General features: G+C 68.6%; 26 protein-coding genes and 1 tRNA gene. 9 read left to right on the top strand and 18 right to left on the bottom strand.

Translation table 11 applies throughout. The annotated features are described in order from the left end of the window. The coding region (guaA, locus tag Q0Q47_RS29345) for a glutamine-hydrolyzing GMP synthase (protein WP_293868460.1) at window positions 1–763 on the bottom strand (763 nt) is incomplete at its 3' end. A 109-nt stretch (window positions 764–872) separates the two neighbouring features. After that, the gene (locus tag Q0Q47_RS29340) at window positions 873–2,180 is read right to left on the bottom strand and encodes an RsmB/NOP family class I SAM-dependent RNA methyltransferase (protein ID WP_293868458.1); all 1,308 of its coding nucleotides are present in this window, start codon (window positions 2,178–2,180) and stop codon (window positions 873–875) included. A gap of 100 nt (window positions 2,181–2,280) precedes the next feature. On the opposite strand from Q0Q47_RS29340, the gene Q0Q47_RS29335 reads away from it, so the two are divergent. Further along, window positions 2,281–2,439, top strand: coding sequence for a hypothetical protein (locus tag Q0Q47_RS29335; protein WP_293868456.1), 159 nt, complete (start codon window positions 2,281–2,283; stop codon window positions 2,437–2,439). A gap of 8 nt (window positions 2,440–2,447) precedes the next feature. On the opposite strand, the gene Q0Q47_RS29330 is transcribed toward Q0Q47_RS29335, so the two are convergent. The 3 genes from Q0Q47_RS29330 to Q0Q47_RS29320 all read right to left on the bottom strand — a co-directional run bounded on the left by Q0Q47_RS29330 (window position 2,448) and on the right by Q0Q47_RS29320 (window position 5,811). Further along, entirely contained in the window at window positions 2,448–2,858 is a 411-nt protein-coding gene (locus Q0Q47_RS29330) for an MAPEG family protein (RefSeq protein WP_293868454.1), read from the bottom strand. A gap of 5 nt (window positions 2,859–2,863) precedes the next feature. After that, window positions 2,864–4,339: an IMP dehydrogenase gene (gene guaB, locus Q0Q47_RS29325; protein WP_293868452.1), complete on the bottom strand. Its 1,476-nt coding sequence runs from the start codon at window positions 4,337–4,339 to the stop codon at window positions 2,864–2,866. Window positions 4,340–4,638: 299 nt separating this feature from the next. Further along, a complete protein-coding gene (locus Q0Q47_RS29320; protein ID WP_293868450.1) occupies window positions 4,639–5,811 on the bottom strand; it encodes an isovaleryl-CoA dehydrogenase in 1,173 nt (390 codons plus the stop codon). A 98-nt stretch (window positions 5,812–5,909) separates the two neighbouring features. Here Q0Q47_RS29320 and Q0Q47_RS29315 point away from each other — a divergent pair, with 98 nt between their 5' ends. Beyond that, complete coding sequence (locus tag Q0Q47_RS29315) at window positions 5,910–6,389, top strand: isoprenylcysteine carboxylmethyltransferase family protein (protein WP_293868448.1); 480 nt, start codon at window positions 5,910–5,912, stop codon at window positions 6,387–6,389. Window positions 6,390–6,410: 21 nt separating this feature from the next. Here Q0Q47_RS29315 and Q0Q47_RS29310 read toward each other — a convergent pair whose 3' ends face one another. The 4 genes from Q0Q47_RS29310 to mgtE form a co-directional block, all read right to left on the bottom strand. Next, window positions 6,411–6,830, bottom strand: a complete 420-nt coding sequence (locus Q0Q47_RS29310; protein ID WP_293868446.1) for a DUF5615 family PIN-like protein — start codon at window positions 6,828–6,830, stop codon at window positions 6,411–6,413. After that, a complete protein-coding gene (locus tag Q0Q47_RS29305) occupies window positions 6,797–7,087 on the bottom strand; it encodes a DUF433 domain-containing protein (RefSeq protein WP_293868444.1) in 291 nt (96 codons plus the stop codon). The genes Q0Q47_RS29310 and Q0Q47_RS29305 overlap by 34 nt, the downstream gene beginning before the upstream one ends. 84 nt (window positions 7,088–7,171) lie before the next feature. Continuing rightward, entirely contained in the window at window positions 7,172–8,011 is an 840-nt protein-coding gene (locus Q0Q47_RS29300) for a GH25 family lysozyme (RefSeq protein ID WP_293868442.1), read from the bottom strand. Between the two features lie 92 nt (window positions 8,012–8,103). Continuing rightward, window positions 8,104–9,507: a magnesium transporter gene (gene mgtE / locus Q0Q47_RS29295; RefSeq protein WP_293868440.1), complete on the bottom strand. Its 1,404-nt coding sequence runs from the start codon at window positions 9,505–9,507 to the stop codon at window positions 8,104–8,106. A gap of 119 nt (window positions 9,508–9,626) precedes the next feature. Between mgtE and Q0Q47_RS29290 the strand changes: the two genes are divergently transcribed. Continuing rightward, window positions 9,627–10,454: a polysaccharide deacetylase family protein gene (locus Q0Q47_RS29290; protein ID WP_293868438.1), complete on the top strand. Its 828-nt coding sequence runs from the start codon at window positions 9,627–9,629 to the stop codon at window positions 10,452–10,454. A gap of 13 nt (window positions 10,455–10,467) precedes the next feature. Here Q0Q47_RS29290 and Q0Q47_RS29285 read toward each other — a convergent pair whose 3' ends face one another. Then, window positions 10,468–10,902 (bottom strand): MarR family transcriptional regulator, encoded by a 435-nt coding sequence (locus Q0Q47_RS29285; protein ID WP_293868436.1) that lies wholly within the window; start codon window positions 10,900–10,902, stop codon window positions 10,468–10,470. 111 nt (window positions 10,903–11,013) lie between these two features. Here Q0Q47_RS29285 and gstA point away from each other — a divergent pair, with 111 nt between their 5' ends. After that, the gene (gene gstA / locus Q0Q47_RS29280) at window positions 11,014–11,619 is read left to right on the top strand and encodes a glutathione transferase GstA (protein WP_293868434.1); all 606 of its coding nucleotides are present in this window, start codon (window positions 11,014–11,016) and stop codon (window positions 11,617–11,619) included. Between the two features lie 303 nt (window positions 11,620–11,922). Here the strand turns inward: gstA and Q0Q47_RS29275 are convergent. Both Q0Q47_RS29275 and Q0Q47_RS29270 read right to left on the bottom strand, forming a co-directional pair. Continuing rightward, window positions 11,923–12,009 (bottom strand) — tRNA-Leu (locus Q0Q47_RS29275). Window positions 12,010–12,129: 120 nt separating this feature from the next. Further along, on the bottom strand, window positions 12,130–12,396 hold the full coding sequence (locus tag Q0Q47_RS29270; RefSeq protein ID WP_293868432.1) for a FliM/FliN family flagellar motor switch protein: 267 nt from the start codon (window positions 12,394–12,396) through the stop codon (window positions 12,130–12,132). A 65-nt stretch (window positions 12,397–12,461) separates the two neighbouring features. Between Q0Q47_RS29270 and lipB the strand changes: the two genes are divergently transcribed. Next, the gene (gene lipB / locus Q0Q47_RS29265) at window positions 12,462–13,178 is read left to right on the top strand and encodes a lipoyl(octanoyl) transferase LipB (RefSeq protein WP_293868430.1); all 717 of its coding nucleotides are present in this window, start codon (window positions 12,462–12,464) and stop codon (window positions 13,176–13,178) included. Continuing rightward, the gene (locus Q0Q47_RS29260) at window positions 13,175–13,678 is read left to right on the top strand and encodes a GNAT family N-acetyltransferase (RefSeq protein WP_293868428.1); all 504 of its coding nucleotides are present in this window, start codon (window positions 13,175–13,177) and stop codon (window positions 13,676–13,678) included. Before lipB ends, Q0Q47_RS29260 begins: the two co-directional genes overlap by 4 nt. A gap of 94 nt (window positions 13,679–13,772) precedes the next feature. On the opposite strand, the gene Q0Q47_RS29255 is transcribed toward Q0Q47_RS29260, so the two are convergent. From Q0Q47_RS29255 to Q0Q47_RS29245, 3 genes are all read right to left on the bottom strand, one after another. Further along, window positions 13,773–14,234 carry a gamma-glutamylcyclotransferase gene (locus Q0Q47_RS29255; RefSeq protein WP_293868426.1) on the bottom strand — a complete coding sequence of 154 codons (462 nt, stop codon included), beginning with the start codon at window positions 14,232–14,234 and terminating at the stop codon, window positions 13,773–13,775. A 130-nt stretch (window positions 14,235–14,364) separates the two neighbouring features. Then, window positions 14,365–16,368 carry an acetyl/propionyl/methylcrotonyl-CoA carboxylase subunit alpha gene (locus Q0Q47_RS29250; RefSeq protein ID WP_293868424.1) on the bottom strand — a complete coding sequence of 668 codons (2,004 nt, stop codon included), beginning with the start codon at window positions 16,366–16,368 and terminating at the stop codon, window positions 14,365–14,367. Window positions 16,369–16,463: 95 nt separating this feature from the next. Then, the gene (locus Q0Q47_RS29245; protein ID WP_293868422.1) at window positions 16,464–16,907 is read right to left on the bottom strand and encodes a hypothetical protein; all 444 of its coding nucleotides are present in this window, start codon (window positions 16,905–16,907) and stop codon (window positions 16,464–16,466) included. 309 nt (window positions 16,908–17,216) lie between these two features. Here Q0Q47_RS29245 and Q0Q47_RS29240 point away from each other — a divergent pair, with 309 nt between their 5' ends. Genes Q0Q47_RS29240 through Q0Q47_RS29230 form a run of 3 tightly spaced genes read left to right on the top strand, consistent with a single transcriptional unit; the run spans window position 17,217 to window position 19,784 of the window. Next, window positions 17,217–18,161, top strand: a complete 945-nt coding sequence (locus tag Q0Q47_RS29240; protein WP_293868408.1) for a ring-cleaving dioxygenase — start codon at window positions 17,217–17,219, stop codon at window positions 18,159–18,161. Continuing rightward, window positions 18,158–18,772: an alpha/beta hydrolase gene (locus tag Q0Q47_RS29235; protein WP_293868406.1), complete on the top strand. Its 615-nt coding sequence runs from the start codon at window positions 18,158–18,160 to the stop codon at window positions 18,770–18,772. The genes Q0Q47_RS29240 and Q0Q47_RS29235 overlap by 4 nt, the downstream gene beginning before the upstream one ends. A gap of 52 nt (window positions 18,773–18,824) precedes the next feature. Further along, on the top strand, window positions 18,825–19,784 hold the full coding sequence (locus tag Q0Q47_RS29230) for a glycosyltransferase (RefSeq protein ID WP_293868404.1): 960 nt from the start codon (window positions 18,825–18,827) through the stop codon (window positions 19,782–19,784). A 34-nt stretch (window positions 19,785–19,818) separates the two neighbouring features. Here Q0Q47_RS29230 and Q0Q47_RS29225 read toward each other — a convergent pair whose 3' ends face one another. From Q0Q47_RS29225 to Q0Q47_RS29215, 3 genes are all read right to left on the bottom strand, one after another. Beyond that, entirely contained in the window at window positions 19,819–21,354 is a 1,536-nt protein-coding gene (locus Q0Q47_RS29225; protein WP_293868402.1) for an acyl-CoA carboxylase subunit beta, read from the bottom strand. Window positions 21,355–21,457: 103 nt separating this feature from the next. Continuing rightward, window positions 21,458–22,255, bottom strand: a complete 798-nt coding sequence (locus Q0Q47_RS29220; protein ID WP_293868400.1) for an ATP12 family chaperone protein — start codon at window positions 22,253–22,255, stop codon at window positions 21,458–21,460. Between the two features lie 732 nt (window positions 22,256–22,987). Continuing rightward, on the bottom strand, window positions 22,988–24,096 hold a 1,109-nt coding region (locus tag Q0Q47_RS29215; protein WP_293868398.1), incomplete at its 5' end, for an RluA family pseudouridine synthase.

Below are 24,096 nucleotides of genomic sequence, written 5' to 3'. Positions count from 1 at the left end.
TCAGGCCGTGGTCGACGAAGACGCAGGTGAGCTGGTCGCCGATGGCCTCGTGGATGAGCACCGCGGCCACCGCGGAATCGACGCCGCCCGACAGGCCGCAGATGACCCGGCCCTTGCCCACCTGGGCGCGGATGCGGGCGATCTGCTCGTCCTTGAAGGACTTCATCGTCCAGTCACCCGACAGGCCGGCGATCTTGCGCACGAAGTTGCGCAGGAGCGCGGCGCCGTGCGGCGTGTGCACGACCTCGGGGTGGAACATCAGGCCGTAGTAGCGCCGCGCCTCGTCGCCGATCACGGCGAAGGGCGCATTTTCCGAGGTGCCGTAGCGGACGAAGCCCGGCGGCAGCTTCGTGATGCGGTCGCCGTGGCTCATCCACACGGGATACTGCTCGCCCTTGCGCCAGACGTCGGCGAAGAGCCCGCAGTCCTCGAGCACTTCCACGCCGGCCCGGCCGAACTCGCGGTGATGGCCGCCCTCGACGTTGCCGCCCAGTTGCGCCGCCATGGTCATCTGCCCGTAGCAGATGCCGAGCACCGGCACGCCGCTGTCGAAGATGGCCTGCGGCGCCCGGGGGCTGCCGGCCTCGTGCACGGATTCGGGTCCGCCGGAGAGGATCACGGCCTTCGGCTTCATCTCGGCGAAGGCCTTTTCGGCCGACTGGAACGGCACGATCTCCGAATAGACGCCCTCCTCGCGCACCCGCCGGGCGATAAGCTGCGTCACCTGGCTGCCGAAATCGACGATGAGGACCTTGTCGTGCATGGCGGAGAGCCTTTCCCGGACGAATGAGGCTAGGACAATGGGGCGGTACGCGAAAGCAAGCGGCCCCGCAATGCGGGGCCGCGGAGGGCTGTGGACGGCTGCGCCACCGTCAGGCCCCTCGCCGCAGCACGGCGACGAAGAACCCGTCGGTGTCGGTGCGATGGGGCGACAGCTGCAGGCCGTGTCCCGCGGGCGACAGGAACTCGGCGAGCCCCGCGAGGCCCGCCCCGGCCGCGACCTCGACCGGGGGGACGACGGAGAAGCCGTCCTTGCGGGCGAGGAAGCTCTCGACAGAGGCGTCGTTCTCCTGCGCCAGCACCGAGCAGGTCACATAGGCGATGCGCCCGCCCGGCTTCACGAAGCGGGCGGCACGGTCGAGGGTCGCCGCCTGATCGTTGACGCGGTCCGCGAGACTGTTGGGCCGCACGCGCCACTTGGCGTCGGGGTTGCGGCGCCAGGTGCCCGTGCCCGTGCAGGGCGCGTCGACCAGCACCAGGTCGGCGCGCGCCTCCAGGTCGTCGAGCGGCTCGTCGTCACGGCCGCGCGGCGCGCGAACCTCGGCGTTGCGCGCACCGGCACGCGCCAGCCGGTCGTAGATCGGCGCCAGGCGCCGCTTGTCGCTGTCGGTGGCAAAGACCTGCGAATGGGTGCCGAGCGCGGCGGCGAGCGCGAGGGTCTTGCCGCCGGCGCCGGCGCACAGGTCGATCGCCGTCTTCGCGCCGCCCCCGCAGGCCAACAGGGCGGCGAGCTGCGAGCCCTCGTCCTGCACCTCGAGCCAGCCCTTTTGGAAGGCGGGCTCGGCCTGCACGGCCGGGGCCCGGGCGTCCTCGCCCACCGCGATGCGCAGGCCGATCGGCGACCAGGGCGTTTCCTGGGCGCCCAGGGAGGACAGTTCCTCCAGGCAGCGCTGGCGGTCGACGCGGATGGTGTTGGCGCGCAGGTCCACCGGCGCGCGGCGGGCCAGCGCCCGGCATTCCACCACGCGGTCCTCGCCGAAGCTCTCGGTCATGGCCGCGTCGAGCCACTCGGGATAGTCGCCCTGCACCCAGGCCGGGGCATCGGCGAGCGCGTCGCCCACCTTGCGCGACAGGGCCGCGGTTTCCTCCGGCGTCAGCGGGGCCGGCGCGAAGCGCTCGCCGGTGCACAGCTGCTGCAGCCGGTCCACGCCCCAGTTGCGGGCGAGCCGCATGGCGCCCAGCAGGGTGGCGCGAGGCCCCTCCCCGCCCGCGATCCAGGCGCCCGAGGCGCGGCGGCGAAGCGTGTCGAAGACGAGCCCGGCGATGGCCGAGCGGTCGCCCGAGCCGGCGAAGCGGTGCGAGAGCCCCCAGTCCTTGAGGGCGTCGGCCGCGGGGCGGCGGCGTCCCTCGATGTCGGCGAGGACCTCGATGGCGGCGGACAGGCGGGCGGCGGGCGTCATTCCATTTCCTTCATGCGGGGCAGCGGCGGCCACGCTCAAGCCGAATTGGCGCCATGATCAGCGCGCCAGATGGCCCCGTCCGCAAACCGTGGAGCCATTTATGCTCAAATCATTGCCCCGCCTCGTCGTCGTCGTTCTCGCGCTCTCGGGCGTTGCCGCCTGCGCGTCGAGTCCGCCTCCCCCTCCGGCCCAGGACTTCTCCGTTCCCAAGCGCAAGCTGGATGCCAAGACCCAGCTGGAGACCGGCCGCACCTACTGACTGCCCTCTCAGGCGGTCAACAGCCGTATAACGATCAAGACCCACATCGCCAGCAACACGAGCACGCCCGCCACGAAGATCCGGAAGCGGGTGGGCACGTGGTTGCTGGTGAGGTGGACGAAGGCGTGCGCGACCCGGGTGGCGACATAGGCCCAGGCCAGCACCACCATCACCACATCCGTCGCCCGGATGAAGATGGCGATGCCGACGAGCACATAGAAGAGGACCGGCGTCTCGAACTGGTTGGCGAAGTTGTTGCCGAACCGGCGGACATCCTCGGGAAAGGCGCCCGCGTTGGCGGCGATGTCGTCCATCTTCACGCGCCCTGCCATCAGCGAGCCCACCCGGGCCCGCCCCGTGGCGAACAGCACCACGAAGGTCAGCAGGATCTGCGCGAGGACGGGATAGACCAGCGCCATGCCGGTCAGGTCCGCGTCGGGTAGTTGGGGCTTTCCCGCGTGATCGTCACGTCGTGGACGTGGCTCTCGCGCAGGCCCGCGGAGGTGATGCGCACGAAGCTCGCCTTCTCGCGGAACTCGGCGAGGTTGGCCGCCCCCACATAGCCCATGGCGGCGCGAAGACCGCCGGCGAGCTGGTGGATGACGCTGCCCACCGGGCCCTTGTAGGGCACCTGGCCCTCGATGCCTTCCGGCACGAGCTTCAGCGAATCCTTGATGTCCTGCTGGAAGTAGCGGTCGGCCGAGCCGCGCGCCATGGCGCCCACCGAGCCCATGCCGCGATACGCCTTGTAGGACCGGCCCTGGTACAGGAACACCTCGCCCGGGCTCTCGTCGGTGCCGGCGAGCAGGGAGCCGATCATGGCCACCTCGGCGCCCGCGGCCAGCGCCTTGGCGAGGTCGCCGGAGAACTTGATGCCGCCGTCGGCGATGACCGGCACGTCGGCCTTCTGCGCCTCCTCCACCGCGTCCATGATCGCGGTGAGCTGCGGCACGCCGACGCCGGCGACGACCCGCGTGGTGCAGATGGAGCCCGGGCCGATGCCCACCTTCACCGCATCCGCGCCGTTGTCGATGAGGGCGCGGGCGCCGGGCCCGGTGGCGACGTTGCCGGCCACGATCTGCACCGAGTTCGACAGCTTCTTGATGCGGGCCACGGAGTCGAGCACGTGCTGGGAGTGACCGTGCGCGGTGTCGACGACGATCACGTCGCACCCCGCATCGATCAGCATCTCGGCACGGAGAAAACCCTTCTCGCCCACCGTGGTCGCGGCGGCGACGCGCAGCCGGCCCGCCTCGTCCTTGGAGGCGTTGGGGTGGGTGACCTGCTTCTCCATGTCCTTCACGGTGATCAGGCCGATGCAGCGGAAGTGGTCGTCCACCACGAGCAGCTTCTCGATGCGGAACTGGTGCAGCAGGCGCTTGGCCTCGTCAGAGCTCACGCCCTCGCGCACCGTGATCAGCCGGTCCTTGGTCATCAGCTCGGACACTGGCTGCGACCCGTTGGTGGCGAAGCGCACGTCGCGGTTGGTGAGGATACCGACGAGCTTGCCGGCCTTCCCGGCCGGCCCGCGCTCCACCACCGGCACGCCGGAGATGCCGTTCTGGCGCATCAGGGTGAGCGCGTCGTCCAGCGTCTCGTCGGGGTGGATGGTGAGCGGGTTCACCACCATGCCGCTCTCGAACTTCTTCACCGCCTTCACCTCGCCGGCCTGCTCTTCCGGCGAGAGGTTGCGGTGGACCACGCCGATGCCGCCAGCCTGGGCCATGGCGATGGCGAGGCGGGCCTCGGTGACGGTGTCCATGGCCGAGGACACGATCGGCAGGTTGAGCGAGATCCGCCGCGTGAGGCGCGAGCGCAGGTCCACGTCGGACGGCATCACCACCGAGTGCCCGGGTTGCAGCAGCACGTCGTCGAATGTGAGGGCTTCGCGGATGATCATGGCCAACTCCCGGAATTCGAGCGACGCGGAAAAGGACGAAAGCGCCGAGGCAGCGAGGCCCGGCGCTCTGTCTCTCAGTTGGCGCGTGCTGTTAGCACGATCCGCCGCGAGTCGAAAGCGCTGCTGTAGTTCAGTGCACACTCCCCCGCACCGTCCTGCCCGGGCTTGGCCCGGGCATCCACGACTTTGCCGGGGCCGCCCGAAGTCGTGGGTGGCCGGGCCAAGCCCGGCCATGACGCGGAGAGAGGGAGCAAAGCCTTTTTGGCAGGAGAGCAGCCGAAGGAACGGGCAAAGGCCGCTCACTTCGTCTTCGAAAACAGCTCCCGTCCGATCAGCATGCGGCGGATCTCGCTGGTGCCGGCGCCGATCTCGTAGAGCTTGGCGTCGCGCAGCAGGCGGCCCGTCGGGTAGTCGTTGATGTAGCCATTGCCGCCGAGCAGCTGGATGGCGTCCAGCGCCACCTGGGTGGCCTTCTCGGCGGCGAGCAGAATGGCGCCGGCGGCATCCTCGCGGGTTGTCTCGCCCCGGTCGCAGGCCTTGGCGACGGCGTAGACATAGGCCCGGCAGGAGTTCAGCGCGACGTACATGTCGGCGACCTTGCCCTGCACGAACTGGAACTCGCCGATCGGCTGGCCGAACTGCTTGCGCTCGTGCACGTAGGGCATCACCACATCCATGGCCGCCTGCATGATGCCGATAGGACCCGCCGCCAGCACCGCGCGCTCGTAGTCGAGCCCGGACATCAGGACGTTCACGCCCTTGCCCACGGCACCGAGCACGTTCTCCTCCGGCACCTCGCAATCCTCGAACACGAGTTCGCCCGTGTCGGAGCCGCGCATGCCGAGCTTGTCCAGCTTCTGGTGGGTGGAAAAGCCCTTCATGCCCTTCTCCACCAGGAAGGCCGTGATCCCGCGCGGGCCGGCCTCCGGGTCCGTCTTGGCGTAGACCACCAGCGTCTCGGCGATGGGACCGTTGGTGATCCACATCTTGGTGCCGTTGAGGACGAAGCGGTCGCCCTTGCGCTCGGCGCGGGTGCGCATCGACACGACGTCCGAGCCGGCGCCGGGCTCCGACATGGCGAGCGCACCCACGTCCGCGCCGGAGATGAGGCCGGGCAGGTACTTGCGCTTCTGCGCCTCGCTGCCGTTGCGGCGGATCTGGTTCACGCAGAGGTTGGAATGAGCGCCGTAGCTCAACCCGACCGACGCGGAGGCGCGCGAGACCTCCTCCATGGCGATGCAGTGCTCGAGATAGCCCAGCCCGCTCCCGCCGTACTCCTCCTCCACAGTAATTCCGTGCAGGCCGAGTTCGCCCATCCGCGGCCAGAGGTCGCGGGGGAAGGTGTTGGTGCGGTCGATCTCGGCCGCCCTGGGCGCGATTTCGCTGGCGGCGAAGGCGGTCACCGTGTCGCGCAGCATGTCCGCCGTCTCGCCGAGGTCGAAGTTGAACGGCCGGGGTGCATTGGCGAGCATGGCGGAAGTCCTGTTGCTGGGAGGCGACTTCGTGCACGATACCGCACGGGACGCCGCCTTGACGAGGCGCAGTCCCCGACGGAGGACCGGAGGAGCGCATGCCGCAGGACTACGGCGCCAAGCCGAACGAGATCCCTTGGCCGCCGCTCATCTACACCGCCGCCCTGCTGCTGGCCTGGGTCCTGGAGCGTTACGATGCGTGGAAGTGGCTCGATTCGTCGCTGGCCGGCCTGCCGATCGGCGTCGGCATAGCGCTGTTCGCGATCGGCATCGGGCTCGACCTGTGGACCATCCTGACGTTGCGCAAGGCCGGCACCACCATGATGCCGAATGCCGGCGCCAAGGCGCTTGTCACCAACGGTCCCTATCGCTTCAGCCGGAACCCGATCTACCTCGGCAACACGCTCGCCATGGCCGGCTTCGCCCTGGCCGTGCGCTGGGGCTGGCTGCTGCTGCTGGTTCCCGTGACCGTGACGGCCGTCAGCTGGCTCGCGATCAGCCGAGAGGAAGCCCACCTCGACCGCCGCTTCGGCGAGGATTGGCGGGACTACGCGAAGAAGGTGCGGCGGTGGCTTTAGCCGGATAGAGCGGGCTCGCCGTCACGTGTGCCAGTCGGGTTGCTCGATGTGGCCCAGGTCGTGCCGGTCTCGCGACCATTCGCGCGCGAACACGGCCCCCGCGACCGTGACTTCCACCACACGATTGACGAGGCCTCCATCCGTCGCCGTCAGGGCATCGAGCGCCAGGTTGAAGAGCCGGATCTGGTCGGCTCGCCCGATGTTCGGAACGAGCACGATCAGCCCGTTGTGAAGCGGCAGACGGGCGTAATGTCGCAGAAAGTCACGCCGGGTGTTCGTGATGACAACGTAGCTGTTGTCGATGGCGAACTGGACGATGCTCCAGTCCTGCCAGCCTCGCTTGCCGACATAAGGGCCGTACTCGGCGACGAAGCCCCTCGTCTTGGCGACTGCGACCAGTCCCGAGCTCAGGCATTCGTCGATGAAGAGGCGGTCGAACACGCGAGGTCAGCGCTGGCTGCCCTCATCCAATCCGTGCCGAAACGCCCTCGGGCCCAGTCGACGACCGCTTCGATGCCGTCCACCGGAAGTGTCGGGTAATCCTCGAAGATCTCCACATGGCTGCGCCCCTCATTGAGATAGGCGATGATGGTCGCGGCAGGAACGCGAGTACCACGCACGACGGGTTGCCCCCCCATCACGGTGGCATCCATCACAACGTCAGCTGGAATAAGCGGAGATTTCTTCAGGGCAACCATGGCGAACTCCTGCTTTGCATCATAGTGCAAAGCCAAAGTTCGTCCAATCGCGGTGTGTCTTGGAAAGATCTTGGTCCTGCCGATCTAGAACGGCAGGAAGCCCCGCGGCACGATCGAGGACGTCTCGGCGACCTCGTCGTCCTTGCCGAGATTGGCGTTGAGCCAGGCATAGAACTGCTTCTCGGTGCCGTTGAAGACGTTGCGGTCCACGTCGCCGCGGATGCCGGGAACGCGGCCCGTGGTGGTCCACTGCCAGAACGTCCACTTTCGCTCGCCGTAGCGCTGGTGCGGCTCGGCGGCGACCGAGCGGATCCAGAAGGGGTGGTCCTCGTAGGCGCCGCTTAGCACGTCCTCGTGGAACGTGATGTCGGTGTAGATGATGGGCTTCTTGCCCGTCTGCATTTCGAGCTGCGCCATCAGCACGCGGATCATCTCGAGTGCCTGGTCGCGCGGCACCTTGCGCGGGCAGGTCAGCGAATGGCCGTTCCACTCCACGTCGAGCACCGGCGGCAGCTGGTCGCGGTCGCGCGGCCAGTTCTGGGCGATCCACTGGGCCTGCTCCTGGGCCGAACGGCACCAGTAGACGAAATGGTAGGCCCCCACCGGCAGACCGGCGGCGCGGGCGTTGGCGTAGTTCTTCCGGAAGCTCGGGTCCATGTGGTCGCCGCCTTCCGTCGCCTTCATGAAGACGAACTTGGTGCCGGCGTCCTTCACGGCGTCCCAGTCGATCTCGCCCTGCCAGCGGGAGATGTCGATGCCGTGGATGGGATAGGTCTGCGCCTTGGCCACGCCCGGATGGGGCTTCGCGTCGCTCTTGCGGGGGTAGTAGTTGGGCGCGATCGTGCAGCCGCCGAGAACGGCGAGCGCGAGAACTCCGGCGACGCGGGCCAGGATGCGGGGCTTGCGGGCGAGCGAGAGGAGCATGGACACGGTGACCGGAGTGGCGAACGCTACTCCCGATGGAATGTACGAAACGGATTAACAAACCGGAAAGGGTTTTCCGCGCCTGCGAAGCCTCAGCCCAGGCCAAACCACAGGCTTGCGATGCCCAGGAAGGCAAAGAAGCCCACCACGTCCGTCACCGTCGTCACGAACACCCCCGACGAGACCGCCGGATCGGCCCCGTAGCGGTCGAGCGCCAGGGGAATCAGGATGCCGCCCAGCGCTCCCGCCACGAGGTTCACCACCATGGCGAGGCCGATGACGATCCCGAGGTTCCAGTCGTGGAACCACAGGCTCGCCACGATGCCGGTCAGGAGCCCGAAGCCGACCCCGTTGAGGAGCCCGACCCGCGTTTCGCGCATCGTCACGCGCATGGCGTTGCTGGGGCCGATGTCGCGCATGGCCAGCGCGCGCACGGCGACGGTCATCGTCTGCGTCGCGGCGTTGCCGCCCTGGCTCGCCACGATGGGGGCCAGCACCGCGAGGGCGACCATCTTCTGCAGTTCGCCCTCGAAGAGCCCCAGCACGGAGGACGCCAGGAAGGCGGTGAGCAGGTTGACGAACAGCCAGCCGAAACGGCTGCGCGCGATCGCCATCACGCTGTCCGACAGCTCTTCGTCGCTGCGCACGCCGCCGAGCGCCTTGATCTCATCGTCCGCCTCCTCCTGGAGGACGTCGACGATGTCGTCGATGGTGATGACGCCCACCAGCCGACCGGCCTCGTCGACCACGGGCGCCGAGACGAGGTTGTAGCGCTCGAAGACGCGGGCCACGTCGTCGCCGGGATCGGTCACCTGGATGCGCTGGCGGTCCGCCACCATGATCTCGCCCAGCGTGGCCTCGGGCTTGCTGCGCAGCAGCCGGTCGAGGAACGCATGGCCGAGCAGGCGATGGCCGGGATCGACGACGAAGACCTCGAAGAAGGTCTCCGGCAGTTCGCCGCCCTCCTGGAAATGCGAGATCGTGCGCGCGGCGGTCCAGAACGGCGGCACCGCGATCAGGTCGGTGCGCATCAGGCGCGCCGCGGAGCCCTCCGGATAGTCGAGGCTCTTTTGCAGCGCCACGCGCTCGCTGGCCGGCAGCGCGTCCAGGATCTCGGCCTGGTCTTCCTTGTCCAGGTCCTCGAGGATGTAGACCGCGTCGTCGGACTCCAGCTCCTTCACGCCCTCGACGACGGTTTCCGTGTCGAGTTCCTCGAGGATCTCCTCGCGAACGGCATCGTCGACCTCGGTCAGCGCCGCGAAGTCGAAGTCGTCGCCCAGGAGTTCGATGAGCTTGGGCCGCTGCTCGGCATCGAGCTCCTCCAGGAGCGCGCCCTGGTCTGCCTCGTGGAGGTCGGACACGAGCGCGCGGGCCCGCTCCGCATGGCCGCTCTCGACCGCGTTCGACACCGCCTCGACGAAATCGCGCACGATCTCGCCTTCCGCGTCGCGGAACGTCAGTCCCTCCGTCGGGCCGCTGGTTTTCACGTCGAGCATGGAGGTCTCCGCGGCGTTTGCGGACGGTTTCGGCCTTGTAGGGAGAGACAGCCGCAGAGGCAACGTGCAAGTGCGGCTCTTAACGGTCCGGTTGCCTGAGCGGGCTATACACTTCGTTCATGACGTTTTCCGCTTCCCGACGCGCCCTGCTCGCCGCCGCCGCGGCCGGCCTCGGCCTTCGCCTCTCCCCTGGCATGGCCGGCACCTGCGAGGGGTCCGGCACGGCGCGCACACTGCCGGTCGGCACCGCGGGAGGCCTCTTCGTCGGGCTCAAGTCCTATCCCCGGACGCTGGCGCTGGCCGACCGTGAGGTCGTCCTGACCTTCGACGATGGGCCTGCGGCCAACACGCCGCGGGTCCTCGATGCGCTGGCCTGCGCGGGCACCCGGGCCACCTTCTTCCTCATTGGCCGCAACGCCGAGGCGCAGCCCGCGCTCGTGCGGCGCATCGCTGCGGAGGGGCACACGATCGCCTGCCACAGCCATACGCATCCCTGGACCATGCGCCAGCGCAGCCCGGAGGCGGCCCGCACCGACATCCAGAGCGGCTTCGACGCGATTTCGGCCGCTTTGGGAAAGCCTTGCGCGCCCTTCTTCAGGTATCCCGGGTTCGCCGACACCGAGGACTTGAACACCTGGCTCGCAAGCCGCGACATCGGCGTCTTCGGCTGCGACCTCTGGGCGTCCGACTGGACGCCCATGTCGCCCGCCGCGCAGCTGGCCCTGGTCCGGCAGCGCCTGGAGCGCGCCAGGCGCGGCATCATCCTGTTTCACGACACCCAGGCGCAAACCGCGGCGATGATTCCCGATTTTCTCGCCGGGCTCGCCTCGGGCGGCTATCGGGTGGTGCACATCGCCGCAGGGCCAGGCCAGGCCGACACCCTGGCGGCCGGCCCCGGCTGGACCAGCGAGACCGAACGCACCATCGCCATGGCCCGCCACCACTGACCGCGGCCAGCCGTCACAGCAGCTTTGCCAGCAGACGGGCCAGCGTCGCGGCCTCGGCCTTGTCGAGCTTGGCGCCGACATGGGCACCGATGGCGTCTCGGTAGACCGGCCACATCCGCTCGCGCAGCGCCCGGCCGTCCTGCGTCAGCGCCACCCATTGCCCGCGCCCATCGCTGGGGCAGGCCTCGCGCCGCACCAGGCCGTCTCGTTCCATCCGGTCGACCAGGCGGGAGGTGTTGGACTGCGGCAGCAGCAGCCGGCGCTCCAGCTCGACGGGGCGCAGCCGCCCCTCCTCCGCCCGCGAGAGCTCCAGGAGGACGTCGTACCAGGTGAGCGGCGGGAAGCCGTGCGCCTTCAGGTCGCCCTCGACGCGGGCGAGCAGCGCCTGCTCGACGCGCACCAGCTGGACCCAGGCCGACACCGCGGCTTCGTGACACGATTCCGTCATCCGCCCAGATTACCGCATCCATGCAACTGCATCAAACTTGACTGGTTCATGCAATCGCATCAGGTTTCGCCATCGCGCCATTGCGCGTCCGAAGACGGAAAGGATCCACCCATGAAGCTTTATTACACCCCCGGTGCCTGCTCGATGGCCCCTCACATCGTGGCGAACGAGGCTGGCGTGCCCGTCGAGCTCGTCAAGGTGGACCTGCGCGCCAAGACCACCGAGCAGGGTTCGAACTACCTGGGCGTGAACAGCCGCGGCTACGTCCCGGCCCTCGACATCGGCGAGAGCGAGCCCCTGACGGAGGCGAGCGTGATCGTGCAGTACCTGGCCGACAAGGCACCCGAGAAGGGCCTGCTGCCGGCCGCGGGCACCACCGCGCGGCTGCGCGTGCAGCAGTGGCTGACCTTCATCGCCACCGAGCTCCACAAGGGCTTCAGCCCGCTCTTCAACCCGGCTTTCCCGGAAGAGGCCCGCAAGATCGTCACCGACCGCCTGAAGCTGCGCCTGGCCGACCTGGAGCAGAAGCTCGCCGGCAAGCACTACCTCACGGGCGACACCTACACGGTCGCCGATGCCTATGCCTTCGTGGTGCTGAACTGGGCCAAGCCGCTGAAGTTCGATCTGTCCGACTACCCCAACATCCAGGCCTTCCTCGGCCGCATCGCGCCGCGCCCGGCCGTCCAGGCCGCGCTCAAGGCGGAAGGGCTGATCTGAGGCGGGCGACCACCTCTCCGCCGTCTTGCCGGGCTTAGCCCGGCCATCACGCGGAGAGGGAGGTTCGCGCTGGACCGGCGAAAGACTCACAAGCTCCGAGCCGGCCGCAACGCGGCCGAGTCGAAGGACGCAGACTGGTGCAGCGGCACTGTCGTGCGTCCTTCGACTCACGGCCCTTCGGATGTGGCTCGTGGTGAAGAGTCGGGGAGCCGCAGGGCAAAGCTGTCGACGAGATCACGAAAACAAAAACGCCGGCTCGATCGAGGATCGGCCGGCGTTTTCAGAGCATCTCGCTCGTATTCATGGTGCGGTCAAGAGGACTCGAACCTCCACTCCGGTTAAAGAACTAGCACCTCAAGCTAGCGCGTCTACCAATTCCGCCATGACCGCATGGGCTTCGAACTCGCCGTCCGTGGGACGATCACCGTCCGAAGCGGGGCATCGTGTAACAGATCGATTCCGGCTCGACAAGCACGAAGGGCCACTCCGTCGCAGGAATGCGTGAGGGATTTACGCGGCCTCTTCGATATCGAGCTTGTCGCTGTCGGGCCGGCGGATCAGTTCCTTGATCTCCACGGTGATTTCGGCCCCGTTGACGACGACGAGCCCACGGGCGATGGGAAGGTCGTTGGCCAGGATCTCGACCTCGTCGTCCTCCGCGGCATCGAGCGTGATCACCGCGCCGCGGCCCATGCGCAGCAACTGGTGGATGGGCATGCGGGCGCGGCCGAGCACGATGGAAATGTCGACGGCGACGGTGTTCAGTCCGGCACTCACGAAGGCGTATCCTCGATCATGAGATCAACGAGGCTCGATGAGAGCCGCAACAGGGTTAATGCCCGGTGAACATTCGTGACGCCCTGCCCTCCTCGCTTCTCCCGGCACCCGGGTCGCCCCCGGTCGAATGGCTCGTGCACGACGGCCTCGTCGGCTACGAGGATGCCGTCGCCGCCATGGAGAGCCGCGTGGCGCGCATCGCGGCCGGTGAGGCGGGGGAATGCGTCTGGCTGGTGGAGCACCCGCCCCTCTACACCGCGGGCACCTCCGCCAAGGCGGAGGACCTGCTGTCCTCCGACCTCCCGGTGCACCAGACGGGCCGCGGCGGCCAGTTCACCTACCACGGCCCCGGACAGCGCGTGGCCTACGTCATGCTCGACCTGCGCCGGCGGCGGGAGGACGTGCGCGTCTTCGTGGCCTCGCTGGAGGCCTGGATCATCGCCACCCTCGACCGCTTCAACATCCGCGGCGAGCGACGCGACGACCGCGTCGGCGTCTGGGTGCGGCGGCCGGAGAAGGCCGAGGGCGCCGAGGACAAGATCGCGGCGATCGGAATCCGCGTCCGCCGCTGGGTGACCTTCCACGGCATCAGCCTCAACGTCGAACCCGACCTGTCGCGCTTCTCCGGCATCGTCCCCTGCGGCATCGCGGAGACGCGCTACGGGGTCACGAGCCTCGTCGACCTCGGGCTGCCCGTGACGATGGACGACGCGGATGCGGCGCTGCGCGCCACCTTCGAGGAGGTGTTCGGCGCCGTGCAGCCGGGAGATGGGCGGCCATGACCTCGTCCACCATCGTCCTCCACCGCGGCTGGTCGCCGGGACTGCTGGGCTGGATCGTGGCGGAGCACGGTCGCTACTACGAGACCGCCTGGCACCTGGGCATGGCCTTCGAGGCCAAGGTGGCGGCGGGCCTCGGCGAGCTGGCCGACCGGCTCGATCCGCGCCGCGACCTGCTGCTCCATGCCGAGGCGGGAGGCACCGTCCTGGGCGCCATCGCGGTGGACGGCAGCGGACCCGGCACCGCCCAGCGCGGTGCCCGTATCCGCTACTTCATCCTGGCGGATGCGGCGCGCGGGCGCGGCGTCGGTCGCCTCCTCCTCGACGAGACCATGGCGTTCATCCGGGGCGCGGGCTTCGACCGGGCGTGGCTCACGACCTTCGCCGGCCTCGACGCCGCCCGCCACCTCTACGAATCGCACGGCTTCCGGCTGGACCACGAAGAGATCGACACCACGTGGGGCACGCCGCTCACCGAGCAGCGGTTCGTGTGGGCGGCCTAGGCCGACGTCGCGTCCGGTCGCGCTTCGCCGTGCGGAAATCTCTCGGCCGTCATGGCCGGGCTTGGCCTGGCCCCACACAGGGCCCCACAGCGCGCTACATCGGCGCCTTGAACAGCGGCGTTCCGGGCTTTCGGGGGGCCGGCTCGCCGTGCTCGAGCTCGTACAGGTAGCCGTCCGGCAGACCCCAGTCGCGGGCGGCGGCCAGCACGCCCTCCAGGTAGCCGGGGCGCGGTTTGCCCGGCCGCGCGCTGCGGCCGACATAGATCAACGCGCGCTTGGCACCGCCCGGCAGCACGACGGGCTGGTTGATCTTGGTGTAGAGGCCCGTGCCGATGCTCTCGTAGCGATCGAGCGCCGTCACGTCCGACAGGGCGAGATCCCACACCACGCCCAGCACGGTGCCGCGCGGATCACGCGCCACGGTGGCGTAGCCGTCCGCATTGATGAGGAAACGGTGGCGCGGCAGCTTCGCCACCCCGACGGGCCGCGAGGCCGGACAGCGCTGGCGCATGGCCGCGCGATCCATGTTCGAGCCGTAGGCGAAATAGAGGGGCATGGCGCAGCGATGGGCGGGGAGTGAATGGCGAATGGCGAATGGCGAATGGCGAACAGGGGTAACAGGCGGATGGACCCTTGCCAAACCCCTGCTCGCTCCTCGCTCGTCGCCATTCGCTCCGCAGAGCCGATCAGGCGAACTCCATGATCACCGCGTCGACGGCGAGGCTGTCGCCTTCCTTTGCGAGGACGGTCTTCACGGTGGCGTCCCGCTCGGCGCGCAGGACGTTTTCCATCTTCATGGCCTCGACGATGCAGAGCATCTCGCCGGCCTTGACCTCCTGCCCCACCTTCACGCTGATCGCCTTGACGAGGCCCGGCATCGGGCAGAGCAGCTGCTTGCCGGTATCCGCCAGCGTCTTCTCCGGCATCAGGGCGGCAAGCTCGGCCTCGCGGCGGGTGTAGACGCGCGCCGCCGCCGCGTAGCCCGCATGGGCCAGGGCGACGCCGTTGAGAATCGGCCGGACCTGGACCGCGATCAGGGTCCCGTCGACGGTCCCCTGCCAGACGAGATCGCCGGGCTTCCAGTCGGACGACACCTGGTGGGCATGCCCATGGCCGAAGTCCACCACCGTGCCGAACACCTCGGCCGCGACGGTGACCGGATGGGCCGCGCCGCCCAGCATCACCACGCGCTCGCTCTCGAAGGCGAAATCGCGGGCCGCGCTGAGCTGGTCGGAGATGCCGCGCTTGCGGCGGTTGAGCTTGTCGTCGATGGCGGCCGCGACCGCCGCCATGCGGTGCGCGATCTCGCCGGAAGGCGCCTGCAGCTGGAAGCCGTCCGGAAACTCCTCGGCGATGAAGCCGGTGGAGAGTTGCCCGGACTTCCAGCGGTCATGCGCCATGAGCGCCGCGAGGAACGGGATGTTGTGGCGGATGCCCTCGATCGCGAAGGCGTCGAGCGCCCTCGCCTGCGCCTCGATGGCGCCGAGGCGCGTCGGGGCGTGGGTGACCAGCTTGGCGATCATCGGATCGTAGTAGATCGAGATCTCGCCGCCCTCGTAGACGCCCGTGTCGTTGCGGACCGTGATCCCGTCCTCGACGACCTCCGCCGGCGGCCGGTAGGCCACGAGCCGCCCGGTGGACGGCAGGAAGCCGCGCGTCGGATCCTCGGCGTAGACGCGGCTTTCCACGGCCCAGCCGTTCAGCTTCACGTCGGCCTGGGTGATCGAGAGCTTCTCGCCGGCCGCCACGCGGATCATCTGCTCGACGAGGTCGATGCCGGTGACCAGCTCGGTGACGGGATGCTCCACCTGCAGGCGGGTGTTCATCTCCAGGAAGAAGAACGAGCGGTCCTGCCCGGCGACGAACTCGACCGTGCCGGCCGAATCGTAGCCCACGGCCTTGGCCAGCGCGACGGCCTGCTCGCCCATCTTGCGGCGGGTCGCCTCGTCGAGAAGCGGCGACGGCGCCTCCTCGATGACCTTCTGGTTCCGGCGCTGGATGGAGCACTCGCGCTCGCCCAGGTAGATCACGTTGCCGTGCTTGTCGCCCAGCACCTGAATTTCGATATGCCGGGGATCGACGATGAACTTCTCGACGAAGACCCGGTCGTCGCCGAACGAGGAGGCCGCCTCGGAGCGCGCGCGGGCGAAGCCCTCGGCGACTTCGCCGGCCGAGTACGCGATGCGCATGCCCTTGCCGCCGCCGCCGGCCGAGGCCTTGATCATGACGGGATAGCCGATCTCGTCGGCGATCTTCACGGCCTGGGCGGGATCCTCGATCACGCCGAGATAGCCCGGCACCGTCGAGACCTTGGCGGCGCTGGCCGCCTTCTTCGATTCGATCTTGTCGCCCATCGCCTCGATGGCGTGGGGATTGGGACCGATGAAGACGATGCCGGCCGCCTGCAGGGCCGTCGGGAAAGCTGCGCGCTCGGAGAGGAAGCCGTAGCCGGGATGCACCGCCTGGGCGCCGGTGCTCCGGCAGGCCTCGACGATCCTGTCGATCAGAAGATAGGACTGGGCCGCCGCGGGCGGGCCGATGTGCACCGCCTCGTCCGCCATTTCGACGTGCAGGGCCTCGCGATCGGCGTCTGAGAAGACGGCCACCGTCTTGATGCCCATGCGCCGGGCGGTCTTGATGACGCGGCAGGCGATCTCGCCACGGTTGGCGATCAGAATCTTGTCGAACATGCCAGGTCCCGGAATGCGAGGAAGGCGGGAAGCTCCGGCTTTCTAGGCCGTCGTTCCAGCCCCGTCCACACTCCGAAGGACTGAGACGTCCCGCCTCAGGCGGCGCGCGGGTATCCCGTGCCGAGGTCCCCCGCCTCGCGGGCCAGCGTGTTCTCGTACATGGCGCGGGCGATGAGCCGCTGGTCGACCTCTTCCGCCTCGCTCACGAGCGAGAAGAGAAGGATGCGCAGGTTGGGTGCCGACGCGGCTCGGGGCAGGTCCAGCATGCCCAGCAGCCACTCCGCGTCGTCCTGCAGGATGCGGCCGGTGGGACGGCGCTCCCAGACGAGATGGGCCGTCACGGTCTCGATGAAGAACTCGCTCCAGGACCAGACCGTCCGCGGCACGAGGCGCTCGATCCGCAGCAGATCCTCCGCCTCCTCCCGGCTGATGAAGTCGTCGTCGACAAGACAACCCTTCAACTCGCGCACGTCCTCGTTCGTCATGGATTGCTTTTCGATGGCCCGAACCGCGATCTTGCCGATCCTGTTCGTATTCATGAGCAATGTCCTTCCGAATTCCGTACGCCCTGAAACAAGAGACCAGTCTGTGATCCTCGTCTCGGCGCAACACGACTATCCGGATGGAGGTCTGATCCCGTGGTTAATGGCCCGTCCTTAACAAACGTTCAGGTTAAACGGCACTGACGGACCGTGGTTATTGATCGCTGAATGTCCTTGCACGAAAGCAAAGAAGGGATTTCATCACTCGGCAAACGGGAAAGCCAACCCATCTGGTACCAGGAACCGAAGCCGGGCCCGGGAAGAGGCCGGCAACCGACGCGCCCGAGGGCGCGAGGAGAGACGATCATGACGACGAGCACCGGACTGCACCACGTCACGGCGATGGCCGGCCACGCCCGCCGCAACCTGGACTTCTACACACAGACCCTGGGCCTGCGCTTCGTGAAGAAGACGGTCAATTTCGACGACCCGGGCACCTACCACTTCTATTTCGGCGACGCGGTGGGAACGCCGGGCACCATCATCACCTTCTTCCCCTGGGGCGACGCGGCTCCCGGCCGGGTGGGCGCCGGGGAAACGCAGGAGACGGCCTTCGCCGTTCCCGTGGGCAGCCTCGACGGCTGGGAGATGCGCCTGGCCGACCTCGGCGTCGAGGCCGGGGCGATCGTGACCCGCTTCGGCGAGCGCGTGCTCCCCTTCGCCGATCCCGACGGCATGCGGCTGTCCCTGGTGGAGACCGCCTGGGCGGCCGGCGTGCCGGCCTGGGACGGAGGTCCGCTCGCCGACGATGCGGCGATCCGCGGCTTCGCGTCCGTGACGCTGGGGCTCGCCAATCCGGCCGCGACCGCGACCGTCCTCACCGAGGTCTTCGGCTGGCGCCACGCCGGCACCGAGGCCGGGCGCCAGCGCTTCGTGGCTCCCGGCGACGGGACCCATCCGGGCCATGTCGTCGACCTGGTGACGGTCGGCGGCGGGCGCGGCCGGCTGGGCGCGGGCTCCGTGCACCACATCGCGTTCCGCGCGGCATCCGACGCGGACCAGGCGGCCATGGCGGCGGCCCTGGGGCGCCTCGGCGTACCGGCGACGGAACAGAAGGACCGCAACTACTTCCGGTCCATCTACTTCCGCGAGCCCGGCGGGGTGCTCTTCGAGATCGCGACCGACGATCCCGGCTTCGCGGTCGACGAGAGCGTGGAGACGCTCGGCACGCGCCTCATGCTGCCCGAGCAGTACGAGACGGCCCGCGCCCGCATCGAGGCGGTGCTGCCCGACCTGGGGGCGGCATCATGACCTCGGTCGCGGACTTCGCCCATCGCTTCGTCCCGGCCTCCGCGCCGGGACGGGCACCGCTCCTGCTGCTCCACGGCACCGGCGGCGACGAGAACGACCTCCTGCCGCTCGGGCGCGAGCTCGCTCCCGGCCGGGCGCTGCTCTCGCCGCGCGGCCAGGTGTTGGAGGGACCGCACCCGCGGTTCTTCCGCCGCCTGGCGGAGGGCGTCTTCGACGTGGAGGACGTTCGCCGGCGGACAGCCGATCTGGCCGCCTGGGTGACGGAAGCCGGACGGCACTACGGGCTCGAAAAGCCCGTCGCGCTGGGCTTCTCGAATGGAGCCAACATCGCCGCCGCGATGCTGCTCCTGCATCCGGACGTGCTGGGGGGAGCCGTTCTGCTGCGTGCGCTCGCGCCGGTCGAGCCGGGGAGCCTTTCGGGGCTCGACGGCAAGCCCGTGCTCGTGGCGACGGGATCCTCGGACCCGATCAACCCGATCGCGAACGGGGAGCGCCTGTCGCAACTTCTGCAGGCAGCCGGCGCCGACGTGACGCATGAGGTGGTTCCGGGTTCGCACGGATTGACGCCCAGGGACGTCGAAATCGCGCGAAACTTCCTGAACCGGCATTGACCTCGCGGGCCGGGGGTGGTCCTGCTCATCGTCTCTGCAACGGTGGAGCACGATGCCAGCACCCCTCCCGGTCTGCCTCACGCCGGACGCCAACTTCTTCCGGCCGGCGATCCTGACCGCAGCCAGCATGCTGGCGCAACCGGACGCGGAAGGGCTCGAGGTTCTGGTGTTGTGCGACGAGCGTGACATCGCCCCCGGCTACGACCGGGTCGATCCGGCGCTGCGCTCCCGCATCACGATCATGCCCGTCGACTGGGACCGCTACGTCGGCGGCCTGCCGGTGCGCGGGCACTTCACCTCGGCCGTGCATCGCCGCCTGTCGCTGAACCGCGTCCTGCCCGAGCGCATAGAGCGCTACGTGTCGCTGGACGCCGACATGCTGGTCGTGCGCCCGGGCCTCGCCAGTCTCGCGGGCGTCGACATGGGGCGCCTGCCGCTGGCCGCCGCCATCGACATGATCTTCCTGAAGGATCTCGAGGACGGGGCCCTTACCGCCGAGTTCAAGGCCTACCGGGCACGCCTCGGGCTTTCGCCCTCGACGCCCTATTTCAACAACGGCTTCACCCTGATCGACCGGCAGAACTGGGAGCGACTGGACGTGGGCGGTGCCGCGACCGCCTTCCTGGCCGCCAATGCCGCGCGCTGTCCCTATCTCGAGCAGAGCGCCCTGAACGCCGTCGTCGACGGGCAGTTCGCCAAGCTGTCGCCGCGCTTCAACTTCATGGGCGACTTCCTGCTCCTCGATCTCGAGCAGACGATCGAGCCCACGGTCCTGCATTTCGTGAACAGGCCGAAGCCGTGGGAACCCGGCTGGCGCGGCGACGCGCGCTTCGCGGACGCCTACCGGGCCTTCTTCCTGGACTCGCCCTGGCCCGAGCTCGCCCCGCCCCCCGGCACCGCGATGCGCCAGACGCTCGACGCCGAAGCCACCCGCTTCCGCACGCGCCTCCTGCAGTTCCTCGCCGGCCAACGGTTCGTGGACGGCTGGTCGGTGCCGAAAGAGGCGGTCTGAGGCGTCCTGCGTCCGTCGACTCGCCCGCCCGCTCTCACAGAGGCAGGTTGTCGTGCTTCTTCCAGGGCTGCTCTTCGTGCTTGTCGGCCAGCATGGCCAGGGCCCGGCACAGGCGGCGGCGGGTGCCGTGGGGCATGATGACCTCGTCGATGTAGCCACGCTCGGCGGCCACGAACGGGGACAGGAAGCGGTCCTCGTATTCCTTGGTGCGGGCGGCGATCTTCTCGCTGTCGCCGATGTCGGCCCGGAAGATGATTTCCACGGCGCCCTTGGCCCCCATCACGGCGATCTGCGCGGTGGGCCAGGCGTAGTTGACGTCGGCACCGATGTGCTTGGACGCCATCACGTCATAGGCGCCCCCGAAGGCCTTGCGGGTGATGACGGTGACGAGCGGAACGGTGGCCTGGCTGTAGGCGAAGAGCAGCTTGGCGCCGTGCTTGATGAGGCCGCCATATTCCTGCGCCGTCCCGGGCAGGAAGCCCGGCACGTCGACGAAGGTCAGGATCGGAATGTTGAACGCGTCGCAGAAGCGCACGAAGCGCGCCGCCTTGCGCGAGGCATCCGCATCGAGCACGCCGGCCAGCACCATCGGCTGGTTGGCGACCACGCCCACGGTCCGCCCCTCCATGCGGGCGAAGCCGGTGACGATGTTCTTGGCGTAGCTCTCCTGGATCTCGAAGAAGTCGCCTTCGTCGACGATCTTCAGGACGAGTTCCTTCATGTCGTAGGGCTTGTTGGGATTTTCCGGCACGAGCGTGTCGAGCGACATGTCGACCCGGTCCGGCACGTCGAAGCTCGGCCAGGACGGCGTGCCCTGGGTGTTGCTGGCCGGCAGGAAGTCGATCAGCCGGCGCACCTGCAGCAGCGCCTCGACGTCGTTGTCCCAGGCCCCGTCCGCCACCGACGACTTGGTCGTGTGGACCTTGGCGCCGCCGAGCTCCTCGGCGGTCACCGTCTCGTTGGTCACCGTCTTCACCACGTCGGGACCGGTGACGAACATGTAGCTCGTGTCGCGGACCATGAAGATGAAGTCGGTCATGGCCGGCGAATAGACGTCGCCGCCGGCGCACGGACCCATGATGACGGAAATCTGCGGGATCACCCCGGACGCGATGACGTTGCGCCGGAACACCTCGCCGTAGCCGCCGAGCGCCGCGACGCCCTCCTGGATGCGGGCGCCGCCGGCATCGAACAGGCCGATGATGGGTGCGCGCACCTTGAGCGCCATGTCCTGGATCTTGGTGATCTTGGCGGCATGGGTCTCGGAGAGCGACCCGCCGAAGACCGTGAAGTCCTTGGCGAAGACGAAGACCGTGCGCCCGTTGACCGTGCCCCAGCCGGTGACCACGCCGTCGCCGGGGATCTTGTCCTGCTTGTCCATGCCGAAGTCGGCACAGCGGTGCTGCACGAAGGTGTCGAATTCCTCGAAGGACCCCTTGTCGAGAAGCAGCTCGATGCGCTCGCGCGCCGTGAGCTTGCCGCGCGCGTGCTGGGCGTCGATGCGCTTCTGGCCGCCCCCGAGCTTCGCGTTGGCGCGGCGCTGGTCGAGCTTCTCGAGGATGTCCTTCATGGATCGGCCCTTGTCTGCGACCGCCGGACGCGGTCCTTGCGGGCCTGCTTAGCACGCGCGGCGCACGAGGTGCACTGCGACGGATGGATGAGCACCCGGCCGGTCAGCCCGCCGCACGGGTGGTGTGCAGGAGATCGGCCGCGGCCTGCATCTCCGCCCAGCGCCGCGCGCGCCGCTCCAGGGCCTCCTCGTCCTGGCCCCAGACCTCCATCTGGAAATCCTCGTCGACATGGGCCGCGGCCCAGGCTTCGGCGGTGGAGAGGCGGCCATGGGCCACGGCCAGCGCCAGCAGGACCGAGCCGGTGAGCGAGGTCATGGTGGACAGGCACGCCAGCCCGAAGGAATCGGCGAAGCCCTGGACCGCCCGCTCGACCGCCGCCGTGGCCGCGGCCGGCTGCGCGACGAACATCACGCCCTCCGCCAGGACGAAGCGCGCGCCGAGAGCCTCGTGGGCCCAGTCGAGCACGGGGTCCCAGGCCGCGGCCTGGCGGTCGAAGAGCCGTTGCGGGTCCGCCGCGCGGTAGCACAGGAGGTCGGAGGCACCGTAGCCCGCGATCTCGGCCGCGACCCCTTCGGCATGGACGCGGACACCGTCGATGGCGGCGTTCACCAGGCGGGTCGCCGGCATGGTGGCCGGGTCGATCTCGTCGCCCTGCGCGTTCCATTCCCGCACCACGAGCGCGGCCGCCTCGGCCGTCGGAAGCGCGAGGGGGGATTTGGCGGGCGTGCGCGCCGGCCGCCCGTCGAGGACCAGGACATGCATCCCCTCGGAGAGCTGCGATGCGGCCTCCTTGTAGAAGCGTCGCGGCAGGACGCGCGCGACCGACGCCCTGGCGGCCGCCCGCGGATCGACCTGCGCCGCCAGGTCGGGAAAGAAGATGGCGTTCAGGTCGTCTGTCATGTGCGGCTCGTCCCTGCGGATTGCGCCACATGTGGCCCGCGCGGACGCGGTCGTCCAGCGGGATCTGCGGCATGGCCGGGCACCTGCTCGGGGGCCATGTGTTTAGAAGATCGATTCAATATTTAATTCAGAGATCAATCTCTAGAATTGCTCCATTGAAAAAATAATTGTCAGGTCTCTGGTCATGATTTCGCTTTTCCGACGCTTCGTCGAAGACGAAAGCGGTTTCTGCAGCGTCGAGTACGCACTCACTGCACTGATTGGCGTCACGATTGCATTATGGGTTGGGTACAACCTACAGTTGAAAACCACGAACGCACTGGCTTCCACGCACAAGCCGCTCCTCGACATCGTGTCCGCTCAGGGAGGGCCGCCCGCTTGCAAGTCATAGTCGCGCGGCCAGGGTGCGACAGTCTGCCGCATCAGCACTGCCGCGCAGAAACGACGTCGGCTCAATCCGCCCAATATTCGAATTTGTGCGTTAAACGGACGAAACTCGAATTCACAAATACAGATGCGTGAATGCGTGACTTGCCGGAGCGACGAGAAGTAGGTTTCTGTTAAGTGGCCAAGGCCAAGCTTCAGCCATTACAAGAATACATCTGAATACGTGGTCAGATTACAACGGTCTTCAGGCAGCTCGTACGGGCTGGTTTTTGCGGGGCAAGCCAATCTCCGCGACGAATGGGGCCGGTGGCGACGTTGGGGCGCCACCGGCTCATTCGCCTTTCCTCAGGCGTCCGGCGCTTCCTCGATCGGGTCGTAGCGCTTCGTGTCGAACCCGAGGAGATTCCAGGACTGCTGCATGTGGGGCGGCAACGGCGCCGTGACGTCGATCGGCTTGCCCGAGCGCGGGTGCGGAATGACGATGCGCCGGGCCATCAGATGCAGGCGCTTCTGGATGCCGCCGGGCAGCTCCCAGTTCTCGACGTCGAAGTATTTCGGGTCGCCGACGATCGGATGACCGATATGCGCGGTGTGGGCGCGCAACTGGTGCGTACGGCCGGTGACGGGCTTCAGCGACAGCCAGGCGAGCTTCTGCGCCGCGGTCTCGACGACGCTGTAGTAGGTCACCGCATGGGTGGCCCCATCGTCGCCGTGCCGGGCCACGTGCATCTTGGAATCGCCCTCGTCGTCCTCGCCCTTGGCGAGATAGGTCGACACCCTGCCCTGCTTCACGCGCGGCACGCCGGCGACCAGCGCCCAGTACACCTTTCGCGTGTCTCGCGAGCGGAAGCTCTTGGCCAGCGCGGACGCGGCGAACCGGGTCTTGGCGATGACGAGGCAGCCGGAGGTGTCCTTGTCCAGCCGGTGCACCAACCGCGGACGCTGGCCCTTGGCATCCGTCAGGGCGGCCAGGAGGCCGTCGACGTGGCGGACCGTGCCCGAACCGCCCTGCACGGCGAGCCCCATGGGCTTGTTCAGCACGAGGACGTCGTCGTCCTCGTACAGCGTGATCGACGCGAAGAAGGCGCGGGTCTCGTCGTCCACCTTGGAGGCGCGCGGGCCTTCCTTGGGCTTCTCGAGAGCCAGCGGCGGAATGCGCACGGACTGACCCGCTTCCAGCCTGTCCTTGGTCTCGACCCGCTTGCCGTTCACGCGCAGCTCGCCCTTGCGGACGATGCGCTGGATGTGGCTGAACGAAAGCCCCGGGAAACGCGCCTCCAGGAAGCGATCGACGCGCATCCCCGTCTCGTCGGGCGTGACGACGACCGTCTGGACGCCGACCGTGGCCGCCGGCGCCACCGGGGCCGCCGGAGCCGCGTCCGCCTCGGGCCGCTCCGCGAGCGCGGGCGCCGGCCGCGGGCGCTCCGGGCGCCGCTCCGGCTGCGGTCCGCGAC

This window comes from uncultured Alsobacter sp., assembly GCF_945952055.1.
GTDB lineage: Bacteria > Pseudomonadota > Alphaproteobacteria > Rhizobiales > Beijerinckiaceae > Alsobacter.
The sequence above is the reverse complement of the archived record's forward strand: the minus strand, read 5'-3'. Positions and strand labels throughout refer to the sequence as shown.